Here is a 14,579-nt window from a genome sequence, read left to right on the forward strand (position 1 = left end):
CCGCCCCACCCCGGCAACCGGCCGCGGTAGCCTCGCGGCGTGGACGAGGAGTGGAAGACCCCGGTTCCCCTGGCGGGCACGATCGCGCGGCTCGAGCCGCTCGGGCGACAGCACGCCGCAGGCCTCGCCGCCGCGGGGGACGACCCGGCGGTGTTCGAGCACCTGCGCGGCTGGGACGTGATGGACGCCGAGGTCGCGGCACAGCGCATCGAGCGCACCCTCGCCGACCCCGCCCTCGTCGCCTGGGCGCAGATCGACCAGCGCACCGGCGAGGTCGCCGGGATGACCTGTTACTACGACGTCGTCCCGGCATCGCGGACCGTCGCGATCGGGCACACGTGGCTGGGCCGGCGGTTCTGGCGATCCGGCCTCAACACCGAAGCCAAGCTGATGTTGCTGACTCGCGCCTTCGACGACCTGGGCTGCGTCCGCGTCGTGTGGCACACCGACATCCGCAACGAACGGTCACAGAACGCCATCGCGCGGCTGGGAGCGCAGCGTGAGGGCGTCCTGCGCAAGCACAAGCGGCGCGACGATGACTCGTGGCGCGACACGGTGACCTTCTCGATGCTCGACGACGAGTGGCCCGCCGCGCGCGAACGGCTGAGCGCCGCCCTGCGCACCTCGACCTGACGGACGCGGCCGGGCGTCAGGAGACGATGCGGGCGTTGCGCAGGATGCGCTGAGTCGAGAGCGAGAGCGCGAACGCCGCGGCCATCGAGGCGATCGTGACGACGAAGGCCGGGGTGTGTCCGGCCGGCCCGAACGCGCCGTCCGCGGCGCGACCGGCGATCGAGGCACCGGCGGCGTAGCCCAGTCCCGTGCATCCGGCCATGAAGGTCATGGCGGTGCCGATGCGCGCCGGTGGCACGATCAGTCCGGCCAGCGCGAAGGCGCTGATCAGGTAGGGCGCGACGGCGAAGCCCATGACCGCGATGACGCCCACGAGCTGCGGGATCGTGTCGACGATCAGCAGCGGGGACGCCAGCACGATCATCGCGCCGGAGGCCCACAGCATGCGGGTCGCGTAGAGGATGCTCGCCGGCACGGCCGCGAGCGACAGGGCGGCGACGACGCTGCCGATGCCCAGCACCGCGTGGATCAGGCCGGCGACGTCGGGATGGCCCTGCTTCGTGGCCAGCACCGTGGTGCCCGTCTGGATGCTGCCGAACAGCACGCCCATGAGGAACACGGCGGTGGCGAGCGCCAGGAAGGCCGACGTCCACAGCTGCACGCCGTGGGTCGGGGCGTGCTCACTGCCACGCGGCACGAGGGCCGCGGTCTCGTGCACCGCGAACCACGACCCGAACACCAGCAGCAGGGCGGCCGCGGCCAGCAGGGCGCCGTCCGCCCCGATCAGGACGCCGAGGACGCCCACCAGGGCGGGACCCAGGACGAAGGACGCCTCGTCGCCGGCGCCCTCGTACGAGAACGCGAGGTCGACGAAGCGGTCGACCTCGTCCTGACGGATGCGTCCCTCGTTCACGCGGCGGCGCAGCACGGGTCGCCAGCGCACGCGCGCCAGCGGACCGACCTGCGGCATCACCAGGCCCGTCAGCGCGGCGACGACGATCAGCACCGCGGAGGACACGCCGGCATCGGCGCACACGACGACGGACACGAGCCCGAGGGATCCCGCGATCGACTGCGCGAGCACCACGGGACGCTGCCCGATGCGGTCGGCGAGCGCCCCGAACAGGGGCGCGCCCACGGCGTTGGCGACGGCGAGCGCTCCGGCGGTGGCACCCGCGATGCCGTATCGGCCCGTGGCCTGGGCGACGAGCAGCAGGACGCCCATCTGGCTCATCGCCAGCGGGATGCGACCCAGGTACGCCACCGCGACGAACGAGAATCCAGCTGCGCCCCAGAGGCGGCGGTAGTCGGCGATGGCGGAAGACACAACCGATCCAGTCTACGGGGTCTGCGCGCGTCGGGACGCCGACGCCTCGGTGGAGCCGTACGGGTCAACGGACCGTGTCGGCCCACGCCGCGCAGCGACGAGCACCCAGCCCAGGCCCACGGCGAGGAGCGCCTGGCCGGCTCCCGACGCCAGGCCCACGAGCACCGACAGCTGGTGGCGATCGTTCGCCCCCACGATGAGGAGCTCCATCGATGTCACATCGCGCAGCACGACGAGGGCCAGCAGCCCTCCCGCGGCCAGCACCAGGCTCGCCACGGCGACGACGGGCACGCGACCCGCGAGCGCCATCACCGCCAGCAGCGCCGCGATCGTCAGCAGCGCTGCGGCGGCGGCCCCGATGACCATCGAGGTCCGGTGCTCGCCGGGCGGCACGTCGTCCAGGTAAAGAGCGGTCTCCACCGCGTCCCCGAGTCGTGCGGCCGCCATGCCCAGGACGGCGCCGAGGGCGACGTCGACGACACGAACGGACCCGCTCGATGCCCGGGACCAGACCCACCCCACGGCGGCGACCAGCATCGCGAGGGCGGCGCCGAACGCGAGCTGACGCAGCGCCCCTCCCCAGAGGCCGAGCTCCACCGTGGGCTTGGCGGCCCACACGGCAGCGCCGGCGATCCCCACGGCCGACAGCAGGGCCACCACCGCCGCGAGCCGGCCGGCACGGACCGACGCCCAGGCGAGCCCGGCGGCGATGCCGAACACGAGCAGGCTGACCGACATCGCCAGCCGCGGCGAGCCCCACGAGGCCTGGTCGAGTGAACGGGAGAGCACGATCAGGACGCTGACGGTGCCGAGCGCCTGGAGCAGTCCGGTGACGGCGGCGCCGAGGGCGAGGCCGATGGCACCGGCCCGGAGTCGGGATCCCGCGATGATGGGCACGGCGCTCATCCTGCCCGAGTCACGACGACTTCCGAGGGATCTCGCGGCCTCGTTCCGCTCCGGGCACGCCGACCACCTAGGCTCGATCCGTGCTGGACACGACGGTGAAGCGGGCCCGCGTCGCGACGTCGACCCTGCTGTTCACCAACGGATTCGTGCTGGGTGGATGGATCGTCCACATCCCCGTCGTCATGGATCGCACCGGAATCGATCCGGCCACGCTCGGCACCCTGTTGCTCTGGATGGGCGCGTGGGCGTGGCTGGGCATGCAGGCCGCCGGATTCTTCGTCGACCGGATCGGCAGCGCCAAGGCGGTCACCATCGCCCTCGTCGCGATGTGCGCGACGGTGCCGTTCCCGGGCCTGGCGACCGACACGGTGACGCTCGCCGCCGCTCTCGCGGTCCTCGGTGCGACCAACGGCGTCGTGGACGTCGCCCAGAACGCGCAGGCGGTGACGGTCGAGCGCTCGTTCGGTCGACCGATCATGTCGTCGGTGCACGCGTGGTTCTCCGCCGGCGGCCTCGCGGCCTCCGCCCTCGGCGGCACGCTGCTGGCGATCTCGTCCCCCATCCCGTTGAACTTCTGCCTCGTCGCGGTGATCGGGCTGGTGCTGGCGCTCGTGGTCCGCCCGCACCTGCTGGGCGACGACATCCAGGAGCCCGAGCTGCGAGGCAGCCGCCCGCCGTGGACCGGACGGATCGTGCTGCTGGGCGCGCTCGCCTTCGCGCTGATGCTGGCCGAGGGCGTCGCCTACGACTGGAGCACCGTGCACCTGCGCGACGAGCTCGGCACGTCCGAGGCGCTCGCGGCCGTGGCGTACGGAGCCTTCAGCCTGGCGATGTTCGGGACGCGCCTGGTCGTCGATCGCGTCGTCGCGGTGACCGGACCGGGCCGGTTCGTGCGCGCCGCCTCGCTCGTGGGTGCCGTCGGCCTGGCCATCGCGGCCCTGGCGCCGACCCCGGCCGTCGCCATCGTCGGCTGGGCGGTCGTCGGGTTCGGCCTGGCCGGCTGCGTCCCGCAGTTCTTCAGCGCCGCCGGCAACGTCGATCCCCGGCACGGAGCCGCGATCATCGCGCGGGTCACCGGGATGGGCTACGTCGCGTTGCTGAGCGGTCCGTCGATCATCGGCCTGCTGACGAACTGGGTTCCCCTCACGACCGCGTTCCTCGTGCCCTTGGCCCTGTGCCTCGTCGCCAGCGCCCTGGCTCCTCGCGCGCTCAGGAGCCCCGCATGAGGCTCGACGAGCTGATGGCGCCCGACTGGGCCGAGGCGATGGAGCCGGTCGCCGACCGCATCCACGCCATGGGCGACTTCCTGCGCGCCGAGCTGGCCGCGGGCCACGCCTACCTGCCCGAGCCGGACGCGATCTTCCGTGCCTTCCGCACACCCCTGGCGGACGTCCGGGTGCTGATCACCGGGCAGGACCCGTACCCCACGCCGGGGCACGCGATGGGCCTGTCCTTCTCGGTCCGTCCCGACGTGCGGCCGCTCCCCCGCAGCCTCGTGAACATCTACACCGAGCTGCAGGCCGACCTCGGCATCGCGCCGGCACCGCACGGCGACCTCTCCGCGTGGGCGGACCAGGGCGTGATGCTGCTCAACCGGTCCTTGACCGTCCGGCCCGGAGAGCCCGCCAGCCACCGCGGCCGGGGCTGGGAGGCCGTCACCGATCGCGCCATCGCCGTCCTGGCGGAGCGAGGAGGTCCCCTGGTCGCGATCCTGTGGGGCCGTGACGCGCAGGGCCTCGCGCCGCGGCTCGGCGCCGTCCCGCGCATCGAGTCCGCGCATCCCAGTCCCCTCTCGGCCTCGCGCGGGTTCTTCGGCTCGCGCCCGTTCAGCCGGGCGAACGACGCGCTGCGCGCAGGAGGCGCTCAGCCCGTGAACTGGGAGCTGCCCAGATAGTCTTGCCAGCGTGAGCGAGACACGTATCCGGGACCGCGCCGTCGTCATCGACCAGGGCTTCGTCGTCGTCCAACGCTGGGGCATCCGGATCATCGTCATCGCCGCCGCCCTGTGGGTCCTGGGCTGGGCCGTCGGGCACACCTGGATGGTCTGGTTCCCCGTCTCTCTCGCGATCCTCTTCTCGACCGTGCTCGGCCCGCCGGCCAAGCGCCTGCGCGACCTCGGCGTTCCCGCCGCGGCGGCCGCGGGACTCGTGATGTTGGCGTTCCTGGCAGCCCTGGGCTTCCTGTTCTCGATCCTCATCCCACAGCTGGTCGACGAGGCACCCGAGATCGCCGACCGTGCCGCCAAGGGCGTCAGCGAGCTGCAGGACTGGCTCGTCAACGGCCCCCTCCCCATCGAGGCGGGCCAGATCTCCAGCGCCCTCGACTCGGTCGAGGACTGGCTGCGCGACAGCGCCGTCGACATCAGCAGCGGCGTGCTCTCGACCGTCGGCATCGCGACCAACGTCGTGGTCAACACGGTGCTCGTGCTGATCCTGACGTTCCTGTTCATCAAGGACGGCCACCGCTTCGTGCCGTTCGTCGAGCGCCTCGGCGGCCGCCGGGTCGGTGGCCACCTGAGCGAGCTGCTGCGCCGCGGTTGGGAGACGCTGGGCGGTTTCATCCGGACCCAGGCGCTCGTCTCGTTCATCGACGCCGTGCTGATCGGCATCGCCCTCGCCCTCGTGGGCCAGCCACTGTGGGTGCCGTTGGCGGTCATCACGTTCATCGGTGGGTTCATCCCGATCGTCGGTGCCTTCGCCAGTGGCGCGATCGCGGTGCTGGTGACCCTCGTGACCAACTCGCCCCAGGACGCGCTGATCATCCTGGTCGTGATCATCCTGGTCCAGCAGCTCGAGGGCAACGTCCTGTCGCCGATGCTGCAGGGCAAGAGCATGAACCTGCACCCCGCGGTCGTCCTCATGGCCGTCACCGCCGGCGGGTCGCTGTTCGGCATCACGGGCGCCTTCCTGGCCGTCCCGGTCACGGCCACGGTGGCCGAGATCCTGCGCTACGCCAACGAGCGGGTCGACAAGGCGCTCATCACGGCCGAGTCCTCGTTCGAGCCCAACCCGACCGACGCCGCGGTCGATGCCCGGACCGCCTCGGTCAAGGACACCGAGCAGGACTCGTGACCGGCGAGGACTCGCTGGGACGCGCCGTCGCCACTGCAGGGAAACTGAAGCCCGGTACGTGGGAGGCGGTCGAGTCGCTGGCGGTCCTGGCGATCGCCAGCGCCGACCGCCCCGAGGCGGCCGAGCTGCTGCAGACGGCCTCGCGAACGGCCGCGAAGCTGAAGCCCGGCACGTGGGAGGCCGTCCGCGCACTCGCGTGGCTCGCCCGCGCCCAGGACGAGCTGGGCGGCTGACCCGTCAGTCGAAGACGACGGTCTTCATGCCGTTGAGCAGCACGCGGTTCTCCGCGTGCGCGCGCACGGCGTGGACCAGGGCCCGGGCCTCGAGGTCCTGACCCATGGCGGCCAGCTCGGACGCCGACGAGCGGTGGTCGACGCGACGGAAGTCCTGCTCGATGATCGGGCCCTCGTCGAGGTCGGCCGTGACGTAGTGCGCCGTGGCGCCGATGACCTTCACCCCGTGGCGGTGGGCCTGCTCGTACGGCCGGGCTCCCTTGAAGCTGGGCAGCAGCGAGTGGTGGATGTTGATGGCGCGGCCGTGGACGTCGCGGCACATCTGGTCGGTCAGGATCTGCATGTAGCGGGCCAGGATGAGCGCCTCGGCGCCCGTCCGCTCCATGAGGTCGAGGACGAACTGCTCGCTCTCGCGCTTGGTGTCCGGGGTCACGGAGACCTGGTGGAACTCGATCCCGTGCCACTCGACCGTGTCGCGCCAGTCCGGGTGGTTGGACACCACCGCGACGATCTCGATCGGCAGCTGGCCCTGCCTGGCGTGGAACAGCAGGCTGTTGAGGACGTGACCCTGCTTGGAGACCATCACGACCACGCGCAACGGGGCGGTGGCGTCGTGCAGGTCCCAGTCCATCTCGAACGGGTCGAGCGCGGGCGCGAGCGTCGCGCGCACGTCGTCCAGGCCGGTGTCACGGTCGGCCGCGAAGCGCACCCGCATGAAGAAGCGGCGGGTGTCCGGATCGGCGTACTGCTGGCTCTCGGTGATGGTCCAGCCGTCCTGCGCCAAGGTCGTCGCGACCGCCGCGACGATGCCGACCCGATCGGGGCAGGCGAAGGTCAAGATGAAGTCGCTGTGCGGCTGGGGGCTCTCCATGGGATGCATGCTCTCAGGTGGGCCGGCGGTCGCCGACCCCCGGTGGGCCTCAGTCGCGCGGCGGCACGAGCGTCGTCAGCATGACGACCGCGTCCTCGAGCGCCAGCAGGTCGTGGCGCTGGTCGGGGATCACCAGCAGCTCACCCGTGGACCCCTCCCACGATTCCTCACCCGCGGTGAGCCGCACGGTCCCGGTGAGCACGAGCAGGGTCGCCTCCGCGGGCGCCTCGTGCTCGTCGAGCCGGTGGTCCGCCGTCAGCGCGATCACGGTCTGGCGCAGCTGGTGATGCCGCCCGCGGTGCAACGCGGTGGCGCTGCGGCCGGAACTGGCTTCAGCGGCCTGCTGCAGAAGCTCGCGGCCAAGGTCATCGAGATGCGTGGACTCCATGGTCCGACCGTAGCCGCTGCGGGGCCGACCGACCGGTCGGCGCGGGCTCAGCCGACGATCCGGCGCGCGATCCGCCGCACCCTGCCGGGGCCGGCCTTGTGCTCCTTCGCAGCCTGGCGGGCGGCCACCTGCTCGGGCGTGAGCTTCGTGTACCTGACCATCTGCTGGTTGGCCGGGTGGCCCCAGTCGCCGATGTACTCGTACGACCAGTCGCCCCACTTGGCGGCCCAGCGCAGGTCCTCGCGGTAGTAGACGTAGTTGTTCTTCTCGGTGAAGAAGCCCTTGTTGCGACGGCGCGCGGGCTTGATCTCGTCGATCGGCACCGTCTTCTTGCGCACGAAGTACGTGGCGTAGAACGAGCCGCCGGGCGCCATGACCCGGTCGAGCCGGTACATGCACAGGCGAATGTGGTTGAGCGAGACGTGCGTGAAGACCGAGTTGGCGATCGCGAAGTCGAACTTCACGCCGAAGTCGGTGTCGAAGCGGTCGTTCGCCCGCAGGTTCTCGATCGGCTGCTTGGCGCGCTGCTCGTCGGTCAGCTCGGTCTCGTAGCCGGCCTGCATCACCGAGTGGTTCGCGTCGACACCGTAGTAGTTGCCGGCGTCGAGGTAGTCGATGAAGTGCTGTCCCGCCCGGAAGGCTCCGCAGCCGATGTCGATGAGCTTGTGGTGGGGCTTGAGGCCCTGCGAGATCAGGTACTCGAGCTGGTGCTTGCCGTGCGTGTCCCAGACCCCTCCGACGTAGGCACGGTGCTCTCCCGCGGCGATCTCCTCGGGCGTCAGGACGCGCCCCGAGAAGTCCGGATTGGTCAGGTCCGCGTCCAACTCGACGCGGTGCTCGATCTGCGGCACGGTGCCCCCTTCGTCGGCAGTGGGCACCACCCTAGCGACGCAGGAGCCTGTCGCCCAGCGTCGCCACGCCGCCGTTTCTCGACTCGTCGACCTCCGTCCCATCGCCGTGAGCCCTAGGGTGAAACACGGTTCCCGTTCCGTCGTCGAGAGGCTCCATCCGTGCGCATGAGACTCGGTCGTCCGGACCTGTCCACGTATGCGCACCTGTGCGACGTCCCCGCCGCCGGGGCCGAGGGGCCGTCGGTGACGTTCGCGGGCGTGTCGACGTTGTGCTTCGAGGACGGTCGGTCGTCGCTGCTGATCGACGGGTTCTTCTCGCGACCGTCGTTGCTGCGGGTCGGCCTGGGCAGGATCGCCCCCGTGCCCGGACGGATCGACGCCGGGCTCGAGCGGCTGGGACTGCTCGGCGCGGACGCGAGGACGCTCGACGCGGTGCTGCCCGTCCACAGTCACTTCGACCACGTGATGGACGCACCCGACGTCGCTCGCCGGACCGGCGCCGTCCTGGCCGGCGGCGCGTCCACCCTCCACGTCGGACGGGGCGCCGGGCTGGCCGGGGAGCAGCTCCACCTCCTGGTCGCGCGGACCCCGACCGCCTTCGGGCCCTGGACCGTCACCGCCGTGCCATCCGAGCACTGCCCGCCCGACCGCTTCCCCGGCGAGATCACCGAGTCGCTGAGCACCCCGGCGAGGGCGAAGGCCTACCGTTGCGGCGAGTCCTGGTCCTTCGTCGTCGGCCATCCAGACAGGGGCAACACCCTCGTCCAGGGCAGTGCCGGCTTCGTCCCCGGAGCGCTCGACGGCCTGACCGCCGAGGTTGCCTACCTCGGAGTCGGGCAGCTCGGCGTGCTGGACGAGGAGTACATCGAGCAGTACTGGCAGCACACCGTCACCGCCGTCGGTGCGCGGCGGGTCGTCCTGACGCACTGGGACGACTTCTTCCGTCCGTTGACCGAGCCCCTGCGGGCCCTGCCGTACGCCGGCGACGACCTGGACGTCACGATCCGCGTGCTGAGCAAGCTGGCCGCCCGTGACGGGGTGCGACTGCACCTGCCGACGCTCTGGCGGCGCGAGGACCCGTGGGTGCCCTGACGGCGGATTTGACGGCGATGGAGCCCCCGACAGGAATCGAACCCGCGACATCTTCTTTACAAGAGAAGCGCTCTACCGTCTGAGCTACAGGGGCGTGGCGGCCGTGCCGCCGGGCTCATCCTAGCGACGAACGCTGGCGCGTGGAGAATCGCGCGGGTTACCGTTCACGCATGCTCGGGGACCTGCGACACCCACTGACCAAGGCGCGTCGTAGCGCCGCCATCGTGCTGACGGCCGGCGCGCTGGCGCTCGGCACGATGACGGCAGCACCGCCGGCACAAGCGGCCTCATCGTGGTCGTGGACCGCGAACCTGGTCTCGGACATCGACCGCAGCGGTGGTGGAGGAGGTTCCTCCACTCCCCGCGAGTTCACCCGCCTCGGCGGAAGCATCTACTTCAGCGCCTCCAGCCCGGGCCTGGGCAACGAGCTCTGGCGCAGCGACGGCACCGCGGCCGGCACGCGACTGGTGAAGGACATCAGGCCGGGCCGCGCCAACTCCTCCCCGTCGCTGCTCGCCGTCGCCGGCAGGAACCTCTACTTCGCGACCGTGAACTCGAACGGGGACCGGAGCCAGCTGTGGAAGTCCGACGGCACGACGAAGGGCACCGTCAAGGTGGCGGACCTGCCGGTCGAGTCGGCGGTCGTGGCCGTGGGCTCGACCGCGTATTTCGTCGCCGATCACGCCGGTGGCAGTGAGCTGTGGAAGACGCGCGGAACGGCCGCCACCACCGTGCGGGTCAAGGACATCGTGCCGGGCGGCCGGGGCAGCCGGCCCGACCATCTCACGGCCGTCGGGAGCCGGCTGTTCTTCACGGCCCAGGACGCGGCCGGTGTCGATCGGCTGTGGCGGTCCGACGGCACCGAGGCCGGCACCGTCATGGTCGACGCCGGCCGGCCCGATGGCGAGTTCGCGAGCCACCCCGACGAGCTGTTCGCCGCCCAGGGACGGCTGTGGTTCCGGGCCTCCGACGACGCCCACGGTTCGGAATTGTGGACGTCCGACGGCACCGAGGCGGGAACGCGCGTTCTCAAGGACCTCGCACCCGGGTCCGACCACCACGGCGAGCCCTCCTGGGGTTGGCCGAAGGACCTCACGCTGTTCCGGGGCCTGGTGTACTTCTCGGCTGTCTCCTCCGACACCGATCGCGGCGCTCTGTGGCGCAGCGACGGCACCGAGGAAGGGACCGTCAGAGTCGCTTCGGCCGGCAGGGCGGAAGGACTCACCGTCGCGGGGAACCGCTTGTACTTCTTCGCCGACGACGGCAAGCACGGCCTCGAGCTGTGGACCTCGGACGGCACTGCGGGCGGGACACGCATGGTCGTGGACGTCGCCTCGCCCAATGCGCCCCCCGCGGACGAGGACGACGACGACAGCCCGTACCACAGCGTCGCGGAGCTGCAGGCGGTCGGCGACCGGGTCGTCTTCACCGCCAGCACCACCCGGCACGGACGAGAGCTGTGGGCCTCCGACGGGACGGCCACCGGCACCCGTCTGGTCCGCGACATCAATCCCGACCAGCGCGACTGGTTCACCATCTACGACGACTACCCCGCCCGCGGATCTCGTGGAGTCCTGGGCAACACCGTCATCTTCAGCGCCCAGGACGGAAAGCACGGCGTCGAACCTTGGAAGGCCTCATGGGCGCCGATCAACACGTTCACCCTTCCGCGCGCGGCCACGGCCTACCCGAAGCGAGGCACGGCGAAGGTGGCGCTGACGCTCCCCAACGCCGGCACGGTCCGGCTCTCCCCGACGAAGTCACGCACGGTCCGCGGGTACGCGAAGAAGGTCGGCAGCAGCGGCCGGGTGAACGTCTACCTCGTCCCGACCAAGGCGCTGCGCAAGGCTCTCGTCAAGAAGGCTCGCGCCCGCAAGAAGAGCCTCGTCGCCACGCGCGTCGGGGTGAAGGTCACCTACACCCCGAGCCAGGGCAGCCCGCGCACCCGGGCGCAGACCTACACGATCAGGCTGCGGGTCAAGCGCTAGTCAGGCGCGGCCGGCCTCACACGCCCGGGCGAAGTCCTCGTCGACGTACTCGTCCTCGGGGAGCGCGGGCGTGATGGCCTGCGACCCCTTGCCGATCTCGGCGAAGGCGGTCAGGTCGGTCTGCTGGTCGTCGGCGTCGCCGCCGGGTGTCAGGAAGCCGTCGACGGCGATCGCGCAATCGGCGGCTCCGAACTCCTGCCAGCCCATGATCGTGCCCCACTGGTCCGAACCGGGGATCGCGACGACGCCCTGCGTCCGCAGCACGCCGATGACCCGGACCCGTCCACCGGGCGCCTTCACCTCGTGAGCGGTGCGCGTCTGCAGCGACAGGTTCACCGCGCCGTCCTCGCGGGAGGCGCGCCATGCGGCCGTCATGCGCGACGAGTTCACGTCGAGCGCGGGATCCAGGACGGTCGCCCGGGCCAGCTCCGGCGCGACCTGCGCCTGTGCTGCGTCGTCGATCGCCGCGACCAGGGAGTCGGGAAGCCCTTCGCCGACAGTGTCGGGATCCGTGGCGGCCTGGATGCCCCACGCCTCGACCGCGCGGACCATCCGGGCGTACTCCTCGGCCGAGACCCCGCGCGGCCGGGCCGGCGCCGGCGGGATGTCGGGGTCGGCGGCGACGGGCCAGCCGGCCAGGCCCAGGTCGGCCAGCGTCATCCGCTCGGTCGGGGTCGGTTGGGCGACGGGCTCGGGCGTGTCCTCGTCGTCGCCCCCGAGCCACGAGCAGGACCCGAGGACGAAGGTCGCCACCACGAGGAGAAGGATCGGACGGCGCACCGGACCAGTATGCATACTGGGGCCCGTGGCCCCTCACATCGCGACTCCTCCGTACCCACGCCTGCTGCGCGCCACGGACCTGCTCGACCCGCCCTTCGCGATGATCGACGAGGAGGCGCTGTGGGCCAACGCCGCCGACCTCGCGCGGCGCGCCGGCGGCGTGCCGATCCGGCTCGCCACCAAGTCCGTGCGCGTGCGCTCGATCATCAAGAACGTCCTGACGCTGCCGGGCTTCAGCGGGGTCATGTCGTACTCGCTGGCCGAGTCGGTGTGGCTGGCCGATCACGGGGTCGACGACGTCCTGCTGGCCTACCCCAGCGTCGACCGGGGCGCCTACGCCGACCTGGTCGAGGACGAGCGCCGGCTGGCGTCGATCACCGTCATGGTCGACTCGCTCGAGGCGCTGGACCTCATCGACGCAGCCGTCGGCGCGGACCACCCGCCGATCCGCGTGTGCCTCGACGTCGACTCCTCGCTGCGGGTGCTGGGAGCGCATCTCGGGGCGCACCGCTCCCCCGTCCACACGACGCGCGAGGCCAAGCGGATCGCCGCGGCGATCGTCGAGCGCAAGGGCTTCGACCTGGTCGGCCTGATGTTCTACGACGCGCAGATCGCGGGGCTGCCCGACAGCAGCGCCGCGGTCAGGCTGGTCAAGCGCCGCTCGGCGGGCGAGCTGCGTCGACGTCGCGGCCGAATCGTCAAGGCAGTGCGGAGCATGACCGACCTGCAGGTCGTCAACGCCGGTGGTACCGGCAGCCTCGACGTCTGGCGCGACGATCCCACGATCACCGAGCTGGCCGCCGGGTCCGGGCTGTTCGTCCCGACCCTGTTCGACGGGTACCGGGACTTCGAGCCGCGGCCGGCCGCGTTCTTCGCCCTGCCGGTCGTGCGCAAGCCCGCCCCGGACGCCGTGACGTGCTTCGGAGGCGGCTACATCGCCTCCGGTCCCGCCGGCGACTCGCGCGTGCCGACGCCCGTGTGGCCCGAGGGCCTCGAGCTCTACCCGAATGAGGGCGCCGGCGAGGTCCAGACGCCCCTGCGCGGCAAGATCGCCCGCACCGTGAAGGTCGGCGACCGGGTCGTCTTCCGGCACGCCAAGGCCGGCGAGATGTGCGAGCGATTCGACCAGGTCGCCCTCGTCGACGCAGGTGGTCAGGCGACACTGGTGCCCACCTACCGCGGCGAGGGGAAGAACTTCGGATGAGCACCTGGACCAACTGGGCCGGCAACGTCACCACGACGCCTGCCCTCATCGCCCACCCTGCGTCGACGGACGAGGTCGTCCGGCTCGTGACGACTCACCCGCGCCTCAAGGCCGTGGGTGCCGGACACTCGTTCACGCCGATCGCCGCCACCGAGGCGACGCTGCTGCGGCTCGACCGGATGAACCGCGTGCTCACGGCGGACACCACGAGCGGCCTCGTCCGCGTGCAGGCCGGCATCTCACTGCACGACCTGAACCGCCGCCTCGACGCGTTGGGCCTGGCCCTGCCGAACCTCGGTGACGTCGACCCCCAGTCCGTCGCGGGTGCCACGTCCACCGGCACGCACGGCACCGGTGCGCGCCTCTTCGGCATCGCGAAGGCCGTCGCGGGGCTGCAGCTCGTGACCGCCGCCGGCGAGGTGCTCGAGATCGGCCCGGACCACGAGCTGTTCGACGCCGCCCGCGTCGGCCTCGGCGCGCTCGGCATCGTCACCGAGGTCACGCTGCAGTGCGTCCCGGCGTTCCTGCTGCACGCCCGCGAGGAGCCGATGGCCCTCTCCGAGGTCCTGACCGGGCTCGACGACCTCGTCGACGGCAACGACCACTTCGAGTTCTACTTCTTCCCGCACACCGACAAGGCGCTGACGAAGCGCAACAACCGGGTGCCCGAGGGGACAGAGCCGTCGCCGCTGCCGCGCTGGCGCCACCTGCTGGACGACGAGCTGCTCTCCAACACCCTGTACGAGCAGGTCCAGCGTGTCGGCACGAAGCGACCGGCCCTCATCCCGCGGATCAACGCGGTCTCGGGCTCGCTGCTGGGAGCTCGGGAGTACACCGACGCGTCGCACGAGGTCTTCATCTCGCCGCGCCGCGTCCGGTTCCGCGAGTCCGAGTTCGCGCTCCCCCGTGCCGCGGCCGCCGACGTGATCCGCGAGATGCAGCGCTGGTACGCCAGCGCCGACGAGCACGTCTCGTTCCCCGTCGAGGTGCGGTTCACCGCGGCCGACGACATCTGGCTGTCCACGGGGCACGAGCGCGACAACGTCTACATCGCCGTGCACCAGTTCCACCGCACCGACCCGGCCCGCTACTTCGCCGCGATGCAGGACATCTTCACGGCGCACGAAGGGCGCCCCCACTGGGGCAAGATGCACACCCTCGGCGCCGACTACTTCCGCACCGTCTACCCGCGGTTCGACGACTTCGTCGCGGTCCGCGACAAGCTCGACCCCGAGCGGAAGCTCACGAACGACTACCTGGACCAGGTCCTCGGTTCCTGAGCGCGCCCGTGGTCG

General features: G+C 71.5%; 15 protein-coding genes and 1 tRNA gene. 9 read left to right on the plus strand and 7 right to left on the minus strand.

What is annotated here, in order from left to right; genetic code table 11:
- The first annotated feature begins 39 nt into the window (after window positions 1-39).
- Window positions 40-633: a GNAT family protein gene (locus tag RT323_RS00830; RefSeq protein ID WP_313404185.1), complete on the plus strand. Its 594-nt coding sequence runs from the start codon at window positions 40-42 to the stop codon at window positions 631-633.
- 16 nt (window positions 634-649) lie between these two features.
- Here RT323_RS00830 and RT323_RS00835 read toward each other — a convergent pair whose 3' ends face one another.
- Both RT323_RS00835 and RT323_RS00840 read right to left on the minus strand, forming a co-directional pair.
- Window positions 650-1,900, minus strand: a complete 1,251-nt coding sequence (locus RT323_RS00835) for an MFS transporter (protein WP_313404187.1) — start codon at window positions 1,898-1,900, stop codon at window positions 650-652.
- A 12-nt stretch (window positions 1,901-1,912) separates the two neighbouring features.
- Window positions 1,913-2,797, minus strand: a complete 885-nt coding sequence (locus tag RT323_RS00840; protein WP_313404189.1) for a hypothetical protein — start codon at window positions 2,795-2,797, stop codon at window positions 1,913-1,915.
- 89 nt (window positions 2,798-2,886) lie between these two features.
- Here RT323_RS00840 and RT323_RS00845 point away from each other — a divergent pair, with 89 nt between their 5' ends.
- From RT323_RS00845 to RT323_RS00860, 4 genes are read left to right on the plus strand one after another with little or no spacing between them, the layout of a single operon-like run.
- Window positions 2,887-4,032 (plus strand): MFS transporter, encoded by a 1,146-nt coding sequence (locus RT323_RS00845; protein WP_313404191.1) that lies wholly within the window; start codon window positions 2,887-2,889, stop codon window positions 4,030-4,032.
- The gene (locus RT323_RS00850; protein ID WP_313404193.1) at window positions 4,029-4,700 is read left to right on the plus strand and encodes a uracil-DNA glycosylase; all 672 of its coding nucleotides are present in this window, start codon (window positions 4,029-4,031) and stop codon (window positions 4,698-4,700) included. Before RT323_RS00845 ends, RT323_RS00850 begins: the two co-directional genes overlap by 4 nt.
- Before the next feature lie 10 nt (window positions 4,701-4,710).
- The gene (locus RT323_RS00855) at window positions 4,711-5,877 is read left to right on the plus strand and encodes an AI-2E family transporter (RefSeq protein WP_313404194.1); all 1,167 of its coding nucleotides are present in this window, start codon (window positions 4,711-4,713) and stop codon (window positions 5,875-5,877) included.
- Window positions 5,874-6,110, plus strand: a complete 237-nt coding sequence (locus RT323_RS00860) for a hypothetical protein (RefSeq protein WP_313404196.1) — start codon at window positions 5,874-5,876, stop codon at window positions 6,108-6,110. The genes RT323_RS00855 and RT323_RS00860 overlap by 4 nt, the downstream gene beginning before the upstream one ends.
- Window positions 6,111-6,114: 4 nt before the next feature.
- On the opposite strand, the gene purU is transcribed toward RT323_RS00860, so the two are convergent.
- From purU to RT323_RS00875, 3 genes are read right to left on the minus strand one after another with little or no spacing between them, the layout of a single operon-like run.
- Window positions 6,115-6,981 (minus strand): formyltetrahydrofolate deformylase, encoded by an 867-nt coding sequence (gene purU / locus RT323_RS00865; RefSeq protein WP_313404198.1) that lies wholly within the window; start codon window positions 6,979-6,981, stop codon window positions 6,115-6,117.
- Between the two features lie 49 nt (window positions 6,982-7,030).
- On the minus strand, window positions 7,031-7,369 hold the full coding sequence (locus RT323_RS00870) for a LuxR family transcriptional regulator (RefSeq protein ID WP_313404199.1): 339 nt from the start codon (window positions 7,367-7,369) through the stop codon (window positions 7,031-7,033).
- Window positions 7,370-7,416: 47 nt separating this feature from the next.
- Entirely contained in the window at window positions 7,417-8,220 is an 804-nt protein-coding gene (locus tag RT323_RS00875) for a class I SAM-dependent methyltransferase (protein ID WP_313404201.1), read from the minus strand.
- 165 nt (window positions 8,221-8,385) lie between these two features.
- On the opposite strand from RT323_RS00875, the gene RT323_RS00880 reads away from it, so the two are divergent.
- Entirely contained in the window at window positions 8,386-9,312 is a 927-nt protein-coding gene (locus tag RT323_RS00880; RefSeq protein WP_313404292.1) for an MBL fold metallo-hydrolase, read from the plus strand.
- Window positions 9,313-9,330: 18 nt separating this feature from the next.
- On the opposite strand, the gene RT323_RS00885 is transcribed toward RT323_RS00880, so the two are convergent.
- A tRNA-Thr gene (locus RT323_RS00885) sits at window positions 9,331-9,406 on the minus strand.
- Window positions 9,407-9,482: 76 nt separating this feature from the next.
- Between RT323_RS00885 and RT323_RS00890 the strand changes: the two genes are divergently transcribed.
- Window positions 9,483-11,300: an ELWxxDGT repeat protein gene (locus tag RT323_RS00890; RefSeq protein ID WP_313404202.1), complete on the plus strand. Its 1,818-nt coding sequence runs from the start codon at window positions 9,483-9,485 to the stop codon at window positions 11,298-11,300.
- On the opposite strand, the gene RT323_RS00895 is transcribed toward RT323_RS00890, so the two are convergent.
- Complete coding sequence (locus RT323_RS00895) at window positions 11,301-12,080, minus strand: hypothetical protein (RefSeq protein WP_313404203.1); 780 nt, start codon at window positions 12,078-12,080, stop codon at window positions 11,301-11,303.
- Window positions 12,081-12,105: 25 nt separating this feature from the next.
- Between RT323_RS00895 and RT323_RS00900 the strand changes: the two genes are divergently transcribed.
- Window positions 12,106-13,284 (plus strand): amino acid deaminase/aldolase, encoded by a 1,179-nt coding sequence (locus RT323_RS00900; RefSeq protein WP_313404204.1) that lies wholly within the window; start codon window positions 12,106-12,108, stop codon window positions 13,282-13,284.
- Complete coding sequence (locus tag RT323_RS00905; protein WP_313404205.1) at window positions 13,281-14,564, plus strand: D-arabinono-1,4-lactone oxidase; 1,284 nt, start codon at window positions 13,281-13,283, stop codon at window positions 14,562-14,564. Before RT323_RS00900 ends, RT323_RS00905 begins: the two co-directional genes overlap by 4 nt.
- The last annotated feature ends 15 nt before the right edge of the window (window positions 14,565-14,579 follow it).

It is taken from the genome of Aeromicrobium sp., from assembly GCF_032084975.1.
In the GTDB taxonomy this organism is placed as follows: domain Bacteria; phylum Actinomycetota; class Actinomycetes; order Propionibacteriales; family Nocardioidaceae; genus Aeromicrobium.

Excerpts from the sequence above, each read along its gene's own strand:
- RT323_RS00880 (WP_313404292.1), top strand. The coding sequence starts at position 8,386 with ATGAGACTCGGTCGTCCGGACCTGTCCACGTATGCGCACCTGTGCGAC.
- RT323_RS00870 (WP_313404199.1), bottom strand. The coding sequence starts at position 7,369 with ATGGAGTCCACGCATCTCGATGACCTTGGCCGCGAGCTTCTGCAGCAG.
- RT323_RS00890 (WP_313404202.1), top strand. The coding sequence starts at position 9,483 with ATGCTCGGGGACCTGCGACACCCACTGACCAAGGCGCGTCGTAGCGCC.
- RT323_RS00905 (WP_313404205.1), top strand. The coding sequence starts at position 13,281 with ATGAGCACCTGGACCAACTGGGCCGGCAACGTCACCACGACGCCTGCC.
- RT323_RS00850 (WP_313404193.1), top strand. The coding sequence starts at position 4,029 with ATGAGGCTCGACGAGCTGATGGCGCCCGACTGGGCCGAGGCGATGGAG.
- purU (WP_313404198.1), bottom strand. The coding sequence starts at position 6,981 with ATGGAGAGCCCCCAGCCGCACAGCGACTTCATCTTGACCTTCGCCTGC.